9 protein-coding genes are annotated in these 13,469 nt (G+C 63.0%); all 9 read right to left on the bottom strand.

The window, feature by feature from the left end; translation table 11 throughout:
- Positions 1-289: 289 nt before the first annotated feature.
- Positions 290-757, bottom strand: a complete 468-nt coding sequence (locus ACQ7C1_RS18350) for a cyclic nucleotide-binding domain-containing protein (protein WP_004679746.1) — start codon at positions 755-757, stop codon at positions 290-292.
- A 97-nt stretch (positions 758-854) separates the two neighbouring features.
- A complete protein-coding gene (locus ACQ7C1_RS18345) occupies positions 855-3,569 on the bottom strand; it encodes an ABC transporter transmembrane domain-containing protein (protein ID WP_430959318.1) in 2,715 nt (904 codons plus the stop codon).
- Between the two features lie 173 nt (positions 3,570-3,742).
- Positions 3,743-4,888, bottom strand: coding sequence for a glycosyltransferase family protein (locus tag ACQ7C1_RS18340; protein ID WP_430959317.1), 1,146 nt, complete (start codon positions 4,886-4,888; stop codon positions 3,743-3,745).
- Positions 4,885-6,132: a glycosyltransferase family 4 protein gene (locus tag ACQ7C1_RS18335; protein WP_430959316.1), complete on the bottom strand. Its 1,248-nt coding sequence runs from the start codon at positions 6,130-6,132 to the stop codon at positions 4,885-4,887. The genes ACQ7C1_RS18340 and ACQ7C1_RS18335 overlap by 4 nt, the downstream gene beginning before the upstream one ends.
- Before the next feature lie 9 nt (positions 6,133-6,141).
- Positions 6,142-7,350, bottom strand: a complete 1,209-nt coding sequence (locus ACQ7C1_RS18330) for a glycosyltransferase family protein (protein WP_430959315.1) — start codon at positions 7,348-7,350, stop codon at positions 6,142-6,144.
- 97 nt (positions 7,351-7,447) lie between these two features.
- A complete protein-coding gene (locus ACQ7C1_RS18325) occupies positions 7,448-8,620 on the bottom strand; it encodes an ABC transporter permease (RefSeq protein ID WP_430959314.1) in 1,173 nt (390 codons plus the stop codon).
- Positions 8,620-9,618 carry an ABC transporter permease gene (locus tag ACQ7C1_RS18320; protein WP_085780650.1) on the bottom strand — a complete coding sequence of 333 codons (999 nt, stop codon included), beginning with the start codon at positions 9,616-9,618 and terminating at the stop codon, positions 8,620-8,622. Before ACQ7C1_RS18320 ends, ACQ7C1_RS18325 begins: the two co-directional genes overlap by 1 nt.
- A gap of 3 nt (positions 9,619-9,621) precedes the next feature.
- On the bottom strand, positions 9,622-11,529 hold the full coding sequence (locus ACQ7C1_RS18315; RefSeq protein ID WP_430959313.1) for an ABC transporter substrate-binding protein: 1,908 nt from the start codon (positions 11,527-11,529) through the stop codon (positions 9,622-9,624).
- Positions 11,529-13,418: an ABC transporter ATP-binding protein gene (locus ACQ7C1_RS18310; RefSeq protein WP_430959312.1), complete on the bottom strand. Its 1,890-nt coding sequence runs from the start codon at positions 13,416-13,418 to the stop codon at positions 11,529-11,531. The genes ACQ7C1_RS18315 and ACQ7C1_RS18310 overlap by 1 nt, the downstream gene beginning before the upstream one ends.
- Positions 13,419-13,469 lie beyond the last annotated feature (51 nt).

Raw genomic sequence — 13,469 nt, 5'->3', positions numbered from 1 at the left:
ACAACACCGGAAAAATTAAACATGGTTGCTCCCCGCCTGCGGGGCGAAGGGGGCAAGCCGCGAGCGCTCTGTTCCCGCCAGCCTCTCGCTGGGCACGTCCCCTCGCCCCGTTTACGGGGAGAGGGTTAGGGTGAGGGGCAGCCACGCGGCACAAAGGCTGCAGCAGCGGTGGCCTGCCGCCTGCATCTGCTGGACATTGCAAATACAACACGTCAGGACATCAAACAGGTCGAAATGCTGCGCCTCGTCCGTGGCGCGCAGAAAGGGCCGCCGAAATCTTGATTTGATCTTACTGCGCCATCTGCGGCTGCTTTGCCGCCCGCGCTGCGGTCAATTCCGCCGTCGTGTGATTCAGGCGGTCGGCGAGCACGCGCATGATTTCCACGGCCATTTCGGGGAAGTCGCTGAGCAGCTTTAAAAAGTGCTCTTTGCTGATGCGCAATACTTCGAGGGGCGAGGTGGCCCGCACTGTCGCCGTGCGTGAGACATCGCAGAGAATGGCGATTTCGCCGACGATGGAATTGAGCTCGACGTCGGCGACCTTGATCTCGCCTGCCGGCGAGGAGACGATGATATCGGCGCTGCCGGAGAGGATGACATAGGCGGCATCGCCGACATCGCCCTGGTGGAAGAGATCCTGACCGGCTTTGTAGGTCATGCGGTCGGAGGTGAAGGCCAAAAGCTTGAGTTTCGCTGGTGCAATCCTGGAAAAGATCGGCACCCGGCGCAGCATTTCGACTTCGTCTCTCAACAGCATGAGCGTTTCAATCCCCTGACGCAGGGTTCTTGGAACCAGGCGTCTCAATTCCGGGCGTTCCCCCGGGAACGCCTACCATCGCCGCCCCCATAGAATATTACGATAACAGTTCCTTGAACATACCGTTTTTCTCGGAAAGTTCCGGATAGTTTCCCGCTTCCGCCAGCCCGCCGCGGTCGAAGAGCAGGATCCGGTCGAACATTTCGGCAAGCCGCGCATTCGAAAGCACCCAGATGATCGCCGGGCGCTCACCTTCCTTATGCAGGTCTTCGATGATGTTGCGGGTGATCTGATCCTGAACGCGCTGGTCGAGTGCCGACAGCGGCCGGTTGAAGACGAAATAGTCCGAGCGCTTCAGAAGCGCGCGGGCTAGGTTCAGCTTCTGGCGCTGCACCATGGTCAGCCGCTTGCCGCCGGAGCCGACGTCGAATTCGAGGCCGATCGACAGAACATCGTCATAAAGGTCGAGTGCGTCGAAGAGCTCGCCCATGATGGCGCGGATGCGGTCGGAGGCGTCGGCCTGCTGATAGGCGATACGGCCGAAGAGCACATTGTCCATCAGGCTTGCCGACGGGGTGAAACGCTCGGCGTCGTAGCGCTCGATCAGCTCTGCGAGATCGGTCGGAATATGCGCATGGAACTGCTTGCGGGCGCTGACGATCTTATCCATAAGCTCGTTGGTCAGCAGGCCGAAGCGATGGCGCGGTTCGATATAGGCGAAGCTCAGCCGGATGATGGCGGATCGCTCCTCGGGTGTCGCGTCCTCGAAGCGGCGGCTTTGCAGCTTCTGCAGGAGCGCCTGATAGGTCGGAATGTCATCCGCTGTCATGAAGGTCAGCTGCTGGAAGAAGGGATGATCGGGCGGCAGGTCGTGGAAGAGTTCGACGGCGTTCTCGGCGATCTCCAAACCCATGGCGTAGAGATCGGTGCTGAGGCCCGTCTCGCGGAACAGCTGCTGGAAATAGGGATGGGCGGCCAGCCGGCGGTTGGTCATCAGCGGCCGCTTCATCGTGCCGAAGAGCAGGTTTTCACCGACCGTCGCCTGGGCGTTGTAGGCGTCAAAATCGAAAGGTACGACGATGCCGTCAAGACCTTCGTCGCGCAGCCGGTCGCGCAGCGATGCGCGAAGCGCCACGACATGGTCGCTGACCGCCACGTGCACCTCGGTATTGACATTCGAGCGCAGCGCCAGATCAAGGATGTCCTGCGAAATCTGCACGGCGTCGAGCACCGGCCGGATCGCTTTCAGGAGATCGTCCGGCCCGTTGGCGCCGGCCGCCTGGTAATCCACCCAATCGCTGTTGAGGTCGAGCGTCGGGTTGCCGGCCTTCACCGCCTCGATGGAATGCCATTTATACTCCTGCGCTTCCTTCTCGTCGTAGACGGCGTCGATCATCGGCGCGTGCTTGAGGCCGTAGAGCAGATTGCTGGCGAGCGTGCCATGGAAGAAGAAGGTGTCGGCCGAGGCATAGGAGATGCGGCGGCCGGTGATCGATTCCGGCAGCTCGAGCAGGTCGCGTCCGTCGATGGTGATGCGGCCGGAGTCGGGCCAGATCATCCGGCCGAGCGCTTCGGCGAAGGCTTCGGCGCCGCTGCCGTTCGGACCGACGATCGCAACCGTCTCGTTCGGCTTGATTTCGACCGAGACGTGGTCGACGAGGCGGGCGCCGCTGTCGTCGGAGAGCGTCAGATTGGTGACGACGAGTGCGCTGGTCAGTGGGCCGACGGGAGCGGTCGCCAATTCCTGGATGTGGCTCTCGATCAAGGGCTCGACGTTGAACTGCTCGTAGACCTGCTGGTATTTCACCTGCACGTCCTGGCGCATCTGGTCCCAGTCGATCAGCTCCTTCAGCGGCCCGGGCAGGTCTTTGTAGGCTGATATGACGGCGACGAGCTGGCCGATGTCGAGCCGGCCCTGCAGCGCGAGATAACCGCCGATCGCGTAGAACAGGAAAGGCGTGACCTGGGCGAGAAAGTTATTGATGAACTTCACCAGGAACTTCCACTGGTAAAGGTCGTAGCGGATCGAGAAGATGCGGCCGAGCCGCCAGGCGATATCGGCGCGTTCGAGGTTGGATGTGTCGTTGCCGTGGATTGTGCCGATGCCTTCGACGATTTCGCCGACGCGGCCGGAAAGCTCGCGCGCCGTCAGCTGCCGCTGGCGGCCGAGATCCAGCAGGCGCTTGCGCATGCGCGGGATGACGACCGCCTGGACGCCGACGATGGCGGCGGCGATCATGCCGAGCCAGAAATTCTGCACGATGATGAAGGCGAGCGCGGTGATCGCCTGGCCGCCGAGCAGGGCAGGCGAGACGAAGGCGTCGCCGGTGAAACCGCCCATCGGCTCCACCTCGTCCTTGATCATCGTGGCGATCTCGGCCGATTTCACCCGCTTGAAATGGGCCGGCGGAAACCGCAGCACCCGGTCGATCAGTTCGAAGCGGATGCGCCGCAGCATGCGTTCGCCGAGCCGGCCCTTATAGGTGTTGATGTAGAACTTGAAGAGCCCGTTCAGCACCACCAGCGCCAGGAACACCAGGCTGAGGGCCATCAGCATCTGGAAACGGTCGAGCTGCACGCCCTTGAAGAATTCGACATGGCCGATCAGCGGAATGTCATAGGCGATATGCATGAAGGTCTGGGTTGCGCCGGGGCCTTCAAAGCCGTCGCCCTGGATCGGTCCGTTGACGATCTGCTTGGGCAGATCGAAGGACAGGAAATAGGGGATCATCGAGGCCGCGACGACAGCCAGGATCCACAGCTGCTGCAGCCGCGTGTTTTTCCAGATATAGCGGGCGAGGCTCTTTTCCATGGCTAACCGTCAGCTTGCTGGGAAACGGGATGCGGGCGCGGGGACGGGAGGGATTCTTGAGAACAGGACCATGCAGCCGGACCGCCGATATCGCAATCAAAACAAGGCGAAGGGACCGGCTGCAGAAAGGCCGATTCTCGCCGGAACTCTGCTTATATCACAGGATTTTTAAATTAGGCGAGGGATTCGGCAATCATGGAGCGAATGATGGCGGCCGTCTTCTCCGCCCCGTCGAGATCGAGCGAGACCGGCTCCTGGCGAGGCGCTGCCAGCGCCTTTTCGACAGCCTCTTTCACATGGCCTGAGGTCAGCCCCTGTTCCGGCAGGATATCTGCAAGACCCAGCGCCTGTAGCCGTTCTGCGCGCACCGTCTGCTCGGTCTCGCCGCCGGCGACGAAGGGGATGAGGATCGGCCGGCACTGGGTGCGCAGGAGGTCACCGACGGTGTTGTAGCCGGCCTGCGAGATCGACACCCTGGCGCCGCGCAAGAGCGAGGGAAAATCCTTACGGAAGCGCACCAGCGTCACATTCGGGGCTGCGTCCCGCGACAGCCTGGCGAAATCGGCCTCCGGCAGGTTGGGACCTGAGATCAGCAGCCAGCGAAGATCGACCGGCAGCAGCGCCGCCGCCTCCTTCGCCGCGCCGATCAGCTCGGCGCCGACCGCGCCGCCGCCGGCCGATGCGATGATGTCGAAGGTTTCCGTCGGTTCGGGCGCCGGCGGCGGCGCGACGAGGCCGGTATACCGCAGCCTGTCGGCGATCTCAGGCGTCAGCGGGAAGGTATCCTCGAGCCTGATGAAGCCGGGATCGCCATGGACGAGCACGGCATCGAAGTGATCCCTGACCAGGGCGACGGTCTCGGCATCGCGGCCGGCCTTGCGGTTTTCCTGCAGGATGTCGCGCACCGAGCTTACGAGTTTTGGCCGCGGTTCGGTCTCTTCGATCGCTTGAAGCAGGGGCAGGAGTTCGAAGCGCATCTGCCGCCGGCCAAAGGGGAAGGCCTCGATGATGACGACATCGGGCCTTGCGGCATGGAAGGCGTCGAGCAGCAATTGCCGGCGGGCGGCGAGGAATTCTTCGCCGGCCGGCCGGCCATCGGCATCGGCAAGGCCGGAGAAACCGGCATTGCTGGCGACGACCGCCGGCAGGGCGACGGTCTTCACACCCTCGCCGGGAAAACCCGGCACCGGCAGGCCGCCGGTCACGACGGTGACGTCGAAGCCGTCCCTGACGAGTGCATTGGCGATGCGGCTGGCGCGGGCGATGTGGCCGATGCCGAGCAGATGCTGGACATAGAAAAAGATGCGCGGTGCCATCATGACGCCTTCTGCCATTCGGCCTCGAACAGGCCGGCGAGCTGTCTGATACTGGAATGATAATCGAAGTCCTCGCGCACCCGCCTTTCGGCGGTGTCGCCGAGGCGCTGGCGCAGCGCCGGGTCGCGGATCACCGCCTCCAGCGCGCTGGCGAGCAGCGCCGGATTCTCCGGCGGCACGACGAGGCCGTTCTCGCCGTCCGTCAGCAGCTCCGGCACGCCGGATACCGTGGTGGAGATGCAGACGAGGCGCTGACTCGAGGCCTCGACCAGCACGTTCGGCAAACCGTCGCGGTCGCCGTTGGCGGCGATGCGGCAGGCGAGCGCAAAGAGATCGGCGCGGCGGTAGTGATCGAGCACGTCTTCCTGTGCCATGGCGCCCTTCCAGACAATGCGGCCGGAGAGGCCGAGCTCGGCTGCGAGCGCCTTCAGCCTGGCAAGCTCGTCGCCGCCGCCAATATGCTCCATGCGCCAATGGAGATCAGCCGGCAGCAGCGCCAGCGCCCGCAGCAACACGTCGTAGCCTTTCTTCTCGACCGCGCGGCCGACGCTGAGAATGAAGGCCGGATCGGCCGGGTCGTTGCCGGTTCTCTCGGAATGTGCGCCGGAAAAATGGCCGAAGCGGGCGAGATCGAGGCCGTGATAGCTCAAATGTATGGCCTGCTTGCGCGATGTCAGCATGCGCATGTGTTCGTAGCCGGTCCGGGTGCAGGTGACGGTCCAGCGGGCGCTCTTCAACTTTTCCTTCAGTTCCCAGTCGGGCGAGGTCCATATGTCCTTGGCATGGGCCGAACAGGTCCAGGGCGTGCCCGTCAGGATGCTCGTATATTCCGTCACCGAGGCCGGCGTATGGATGAAATGGGCATGCAGCCACTCGCCTCCATCCGGCCATTCGCGCGCCAGCACCAGCGCCTGACCGAGGCGGCGGAAGCGATTGCGGGAGAGGTCGCGCTTGAGGTCGGCAAAGAAGCGTTTGATCAGCGCTTTGAAGCGGGGTTTGCCGTAGGCGGCGGCGAGGCCTTTCAGTACGCGGATCGGCTCCTCGTGCAAATATTCCGGCAGATAGACGACAGGCGCCTTGATCTCGTCATGCACCGGATGGCGCTTCTTGTCGGTCGGTCGGCGCATGGAAATCAGCGTCAGGTCGAAGCCGGCCCGTTCGAGGCCGAGCAGTTCCTGGGCGATGAAGGTCTCGGAAAGGCGGGGATAGCCTTTCAGCACGACGAGGATCTTGCGGCGTGGCGGCAAGGCTGTGCCCTATTCTGCGCCGACGACGGCAAGGTGGGTGGCGCGGCCGTCGAGCCATCGGCCGACAGTCTGCGAGATGTGGTCCAGCCCTTCGAGATGCATATTGCTGCCGCTTTTCGACGGCGGCAGCCGGGAGGGCAGGCGCTTCAGCGCCGCGGCCATGATGGCCGGATCGGCCGATTGTTCCGGCAGCAGCATGTCGACGAGGCCTAGCTCACTTGCCCGCTTTGCGCGCAGCAGCTGTTCCTCGCGCGGCTTGACGCGCGGCACGATAAGGGCCGGCTTGTCGAAGGAGAGGATCTCGCAATAGGTGTTGTAGCCGCCCATGGCGACGACGCCGGTGGCGCCGGCGATCAACTCTTCCATATGATTGTCGAACTCGATCACCTCTATATAGGGAATGGCTTCGCCCTTCTGCACCAGCTTGGCGCGCTCGGCGGCCGGCATATAGGGCCCGAGCACGAAGAGCGCCTTCTGCGTCAGCGTCGGATCGGCCTCGTAGGCGTTCATGACGTCGTGGACGAGATCGGAGCCGTCGCCGCCGCCGCCTGTGGTGACGAGCAGGTAATTGTCCTTGCGGGCGTTGATCGAGCTCTTGCCCTTGGAAACGCTGCGCTGCAGGAAGCCGACAAAATCCATTTTCCGGCGCAGACTGGCCGGCACGTCGAGACCAACGAGCGGATCGTAGAAGTCAGGCGGGCCGTAGACCCAGACGCTGTCGTAATATTGGTCGATCTTCTGCATGATGCTGTTTTTCTTCCACTCGGCCTCGAGCAGATGCGGCGCGTCCATGATCTCGCGCAGGCCGAGCACCAGCACGGTGCCGCGGGCCTTGAGATAGGCGAGCGTATCCTCGACCTCGCCCTTCAATCCCATCGGCTCCTTGTCGACGATGAAGATATCCGGCTGGAAGGTCTCGGCCGTATGGCGGATGCTCGATTCGCGCATCTTCAGCGTCTCGTGGAGATCGATATGGCTGGCGAGCGACGTATATTCGCCGTTGCGCAGCTTGATGACGCTCGGGATCTTCACGAAGTCGACGCGGGCGCGGTAATCGAAGGCGCCGGCGATCGTCGCCCCCGAAATGATCAGGATGTTGAGGCCGCGATAGTCTTCGACCAGCGCATGGGCGATGGTGCGACAGCGCCTGAGGTGGCCGAGGCCGAACGTGTCGTGGCTGTACATGAGGATGCGAGCATCTTCGAGACGTCTGGCCATGGGTGTTCCCTCCGGGGTGAACAACATGAATTAGTACCCCCACCGTCCGGAGGCCAAGAGGCGGGCGCGGTGCCGGAAGGCGCCGCCGAGCTTCCCGCTATTTGTAGGGATCTGCCGCATCGCGCAAGCCGTCTCCCAGAAAGTTGAACGCCAAAATGACAAGAACAACAGGAATGATCGGAAAGAGCAGCCAAGGATAGAAGGCGATGACGCTGACGCTTTTTGCCTCGGTCAGCAGAATGCCCCAGCTGGTGATCGGCGGCCGAAGACCGAGGCCGAGGAAGGAGAGCGCGGTCTCGCCGAGGATCATGCCGGGGATCGAAATCGTCGCCGAAGCGATGAGATGCGACATGAAGCCCGGGACCAGATGGCGGCCGATGATGCGCGGCGTGCTGGCGCCCATCAGCTGCGCGGCCTGTACGTAATCCTCCTCACGCAGCGCGAGAAGCTTGGAGCGCACGGCCCGCGCCAGTCCGGTCCAGTCGATGATGCCGAGGATGACGGTGATGCCGAAATAAATGACGATCGGACTCCAGGTCACCGGCATGATGGCGGCGAGCGCCATCCACAGCGGCAGGCTCGGCAGCGATTGCAGCACCTCGATCAGGCGCTGGACGATGAGGTCGAAGACGCCGCCCCAGTAGCCGGCAAGCCCGCCGATGACGATGCCGAGCACGAAGCTGATCGAAATGCCGATCAGGCCGATCGTCAGCGATATGCGCGCGCCGTAGAGGATGCGCGACAGCACGTCGCGGCCGAGCCGGTCGGTGCCGAGCAGGAACATCTGGCCGCCGATCGCTGGGCAGACGAGGTGATAGTTCGAGGCGATGAGACCCCAGAATTTGTAGGAATCGCCGCGGCAGAAGAAGCGGATCGGCTGTACGTCGTTCGGCCTGTCGGTATAGACGCGGTGCAGCGTGTCGAGATCGAGCGTCATGCTGCGGCCGTAGACGAAGGGACCGACGAACTCGCCCTTGTCGAAGAAATGGACGCGCTGGGGTGGCGCGTGGATGAAATCGACATTGCGCGTGTGCAGGCCGTAGGGCGCCAGGAACTCGACGATCAGGATCATCAGGTAGATGGCGGCAAGGAAGATGCCGGAGATCAAGGCGAGCCTGTGCTGCTTGAACTTCCACCACATCAGCTGTTTCTGCGAGGCGAGATGGATGCGCGATTGCGCCGCCGTCATGCTCTCGGTCGCGTGCGGATCGAAGGGCGCGGTGGAGACGTAATGCGGCAGCGGCGCGCCGGGTGCGGGAAGGGGCGACATTATTTGGTGCTCCTGCCTTGCAGTCGGATGCGGGGATCGAGGAAGCCGAGGGCGATATCGGAGATCAGCACGCCGATGACGTTGAGGAAAGCAAGGAACATCAGGAAGGAGCCGGCCAGATACATGTCCTGGCTCTGCAGCGCCTTGATCAGCATCGGCCCGGTCGTCTCCAGCGACAGGACAATGGCGACGATCTCGGCGCCCGAGATGATCGACGGCAGAATCGAGCCGATGTCGGCGATGAAGAAATTGAGCGCCATGCGCAGCGGATATTTGACCAGCGCCCGCATCGGATGCAGGCCCTTGGCGCGGGCCGTCGTCACATATTGCTTCTGCATCTCGTCGAGAAGATTGGCGCGCAGCCGCCGGATCATGCCGGCCGTGCCGGCCGTGCCGACGATGATGACGGGGATCCAGAGATGGGCAAGGATCGACTTCGCCTTTTCCCAGCTCATCGGTGCGTTGAGATATTGCTGGTCCATCAGGTGGCCGATCGACAGCCCGAACCAGACATTGGCGAAATACATCAGGATCAGGGCCAGCATGAAGTTCGGAACGGCGATGCCGAGCAGGCCGAGAAAGGTCAGCCCGTAATCGCCCCAGCTATACTGATGCGTCGCCGAATAGATGCCGATCGGAAAGGCGATCAGCCAGGTGAGCAGGATCGTCGTGAAGGAGACGAGGATCGTCAGCCACAGCCGTTCGCCGACGACGTCCGAGACCGGCAGCTGGTATTCGAAGGAATAGCCGAAATCGCCGTGCAGCATGCCGGCGACCCAGTAAAAGTAGCGCACGATTTCCGGCTTGTCGAAGCCGTATTGCTCCCGCATTTCCTCGATTTCCTGGAGGTTGGCGGTCTCGCCGGAGGCGCGCAGCTCGGCGATCTGGCTCTCGAAGAAGTCGCCGGGCGGCAGCTCGATGATCGTGAAGACAAGCGCCGAAATGACGAAGAGCGTCGGCACCATGGCGGCGATGCGCCAGAGAATATATCTGAGCACGCCTCAGGCCTCCTTGTACCAGAAAACATCCGGCATGTAGACGCCGAGATAGGAGGTGGGATCGAAGCCGTAGAGCGCTCTCTCCGGCAGGTTCTGCAGCTTGGCGGCGCGAAGGATCGGCTGCAGCGTGCTGTTGATGAGGCCGATCGAGAAGACCTGCTGCGTATAGAGCGACAGCATTTTGTGCCAGATCGCCTGACGCTCCTCGAACTTCGCCGTCGAGCCCCATTGGCCGAGCAGGTCCACCAGCTCTGCAGCTTCCGGCAGGTCTGGTGCGACGCCTTCCTGGCCGGCGGAGAGATAATGCATGCCCCAGAGCGGCCATTGCAGCTGATCGTCGAGCGTCGGCGCAAGACCGGACGGCGACATGTCGGCCGTCGGCACGCCGTTGTCGAGACCATACCAGATCGACATCATGATCGTGCCGCTCATGGCGCGGTTGCGGAAGACGTCGCGCTGCGAGGTGCGGGTATAAAGCGCAAGGCCGATATCGGCCCAGTGATCGTGCACCAGTTCCAGCACGTCGGTATCGAGATTGCTTTCGCCGGCGGTCTCGACGGTGATCTCGGCGCGCCGTCCGTCCGGCAGCAGCCGGATACCGTCGTCGCCGCGCTTGGTTAGGCCAAGCTCGTCGAGCAGGCGGTTGGCCTCATCGGGATCGAACTTCACGAAGGCGTCGGCATATTCCTGCTTGAAGAGCGGGCTGTCGGGCAGCACGGTATCGGCGCTCGGCGTGCCCAAGCCATAGAAGGCGACCATGTTGATCTCGTGCCGGTTGATCGCCAGCGACAGCGCCCGGCGCAGCCGCGCGTCGCGGAAAAGGCCGCGCCACACCTCGTCGGCGCAGTTGAGATTCGGCAAGAGCGTGATGCGCGAGCCGCGCGCGACCTTCCAGAGATTGACCTTCACCGGAAAGCGCTTCTCCGCCTCTTTCAGGAAGGTGTAGTCGTTGAAATCGATGCCGGTCGCCTGCAGGTCGGCCTCGCCAGCACCCGCTTTGGCAGCGATGATCGACGAGGAAGAGACGTTGAGGACGAATCGGTCGAGATAGGGAAGCTGCCTGCCGTTTTCGTCGACGCGATGGAAGAACGGGTTGCGCTCGAAGACGAACTGCTCGGCTGGCAGTGCGGTCGTATTGTGCCAGGGATCCAGCGTCGGCAGGTTGGGATTCTCGGGCCGGTAGGAGCGCGCCATCTTGATGTGCAGGTCCTGCCATTTCTTGGCGCGGTTGGCCTGCATCATCTGTTCCATCTTCGCCTGGTCGGGCTGATACTTCTTGTGGAACTGCTTGAGGTAATGCGCCGGCCCGAAGATGACGAGGGGTTGCGGGCCTGCCAGGCTCGGCAGGAACATCGGGTTGGGTTTTTCCCAGGTATAACGCACCGTCAGCGGATCGAGCATCTCGAAGCGCGGCAGGCTGCCGTGTGGACGAAGCTCGAGCGCACCGCCGCCCGGCGTCAGCTTGTCGTTGAGGATGACGTCTTCCCACCAGTAGCGGAAATCATCGGCGGTGAACGGCGCCCCGTCCGACCATTTATGGCCCTCGCGCAGCCTGAAGGTGAAGACCGTGTCTTCCTCGGAACGGAAATCGGCCAGAATGTCGGGCTGGAACTGCAGGTGCTTGTCGTAGCCGATCAGGCGGGCATAGCCGTAGATCGTCATGAAGCGGATATCTCGCTGGCTGCCGATGATGGTGCGCACGGTGCCGCCATAGGCGCCGGGTTCGAGCCCCATCTCCTTCAGGTTGACGATGCGCGGGCGGGCGGGAATGCGCTCGGCCATCGGCGGCAGGCTGCCTGATGCCAGCCGCTCCTTGAGGAATTCCGGTTCGCTCGCCTGCTCGGCCCGCAGCACCGCCGGCGCGATCGCAGCGCCGACAAGGCCGCCCAGAAAGGTACGACGCGTCACCATCAGCGCAACTCCCGGATATCGGCGCCCTTGCGGGCGCGTACCAGATGGCCGTCGCCGAGGTCGGCATAGGCAAGCTCGGAAGCGTCGTCATGCTCGGCGGTGAAGGTAACGCCCCAGTTCTGCTTGTCGGCAGCGCCGTTTTCCCGGAGCGCCTTGAAATCGAGCGGCCGGTCGAGATCGGGGAAGGGGACGGCGGCAAGCAGTGATTTCGTATAGGGATGCACCGGATCGCGCAGTATGATCTCGCGCGGCGCGATCTCGACGATACGGCCCTTGCACATGACGGCGATGCGGTCGGCCATGTAGTCGACGACGGCGAGGTTGTGCGAGATGAACAGGTAGGTCAGCCCCAGCTCCTTCTGCAGGTCCTTCAAGAGGTTCAGGATCTGTGCCTGCACCGAGACGTCGAGGGCCGACACCGGCTCGTCGAGGATGACGAGCTTCGGGCCGAGCGCCAGGGCCCGGGCAATGCCGATGCGCTGGCGCTGGCCGCCGGAGAAGCTGTGCGGGTAACGGCTGAGGTAACGCTTGTCGAGGCCGATCGCGCCCATCAGCCCCTCGACCTTGCGCTTGCGCTCGGCGCTGTCGCCGCGGTCGTGGATCTCGAGCGGCTCGCTCAGAATGTTGCGCACCGTCATGCGGGGTGAAAGCGAGGAGACCGGGTCCTGGAACACCATTTGGATCTTCGTGCGCAGCTCCTGCAGCTCGGCGCCCTTGACGGCCAGCACGTCGATGACCTCTTTGCCGTCGTTGAACACCACCGAGCCGCCATCGGGGGTGACGGCGCGCATCAGGATCTTGCTGAGTGTCGTCTTGCCGCAGCCGGATTCGCCGACCAGGCCGAGACATTCGCCGCGGCGGATGTCGAAGCTGACGTCGTCGACCGCATGCACGACGGCGGCTTCGTGTTTGCCGAACAGGCTGCGCCTTCGCGTCCTGTAGGTCTTCGACAGATTGGCGACGGAAAGCAGCGTGCCCGGGGTTTCGGCCTGCAGCGGCTTCTTCTTGCCGACCAGCGTTTCAAGATTGACCGGCACGTCGCGCAGCGCCTTCAGCCGCTCGCCGGGTTTCATGTCGAAATGCGGGACGGCTGCCATCAGCGCCTTGAGATAGGGATGCTGCGGATTGCGGAAGATCGCCTCGACCGGCCCTGCTTCCATGATCTCGCCGTGATAGATGACGACCACCTCGTCGGCCATGTTGGCGACGATGCCGAGATCGTGGGTGATGAGCAGCATCGCCATGCCGAGCTTGGCCTGCAGGTCGCGCAGCAGCTCAAGGATCTGCGCCTGGATCGTCACGTCGAGCGCCGTCGTCGGCTCGTCGGCGATCAGCAGCGCCGGCTTGCAGATCAGCGCCATGGCGATCATCGCGCGCTGGCGCATACCGCCCGACAGCTCGAATGGATACATGTCGTAGGTGCGGTGCGGATTGGGGAAGCCGACGAGGCCGAGCATTTCCTCGGTCCTTTGACGTGCTTCCTGCTTGTCGACGTCTGTATGGATCAGCAGCACTTCGCTGATCTGGTTGCCGACGGTGTGCAGCGGCGAGAGCGAGGTCATCGGCTCCTGGAAGATCGTCGCCATGCGCTTGCCGCGCAGATCGCGCATCTCTTCGCTGTCGCGCGGCAGCGACAGGATATCGGTCGTGCTGCCGTCGAGTGGATCGGTAAACAGGATGCTGCCCGACGCTTTCGCCGGATTGGGCAGAATGCCCATGATGGCTTGGCTGATCACCGATTTGCCGGAACCGGACTCACCGACGAGAGCGGTGACCTTGCCCGGAAGAATGCGGAGATTGGCTTCTTTTACGACACGCAGGCGGTCGCCGAAAACCGAGAAGGAGACGTCGAGATTCTCAATACGCAACAGATCGGCAGCGGACGCCATACCAATGAAATTCCCCAGTCTTCTATGTTCCCGTTAAGGCAACACTATCGT

Source organism: Rhizobium sp. Nf11,1 (assembly GCF_050587665.1).
In the GTDB taxonomy this organism is placed as follows: Bacteria; Pseudomonadota; Alphaproteobacteria; order Rhizobiales; family Rhizobiaceae; genus Rhizobium.
This window is presented reverse-complemented; position numbering and strand designations above follow the sequence as displayed.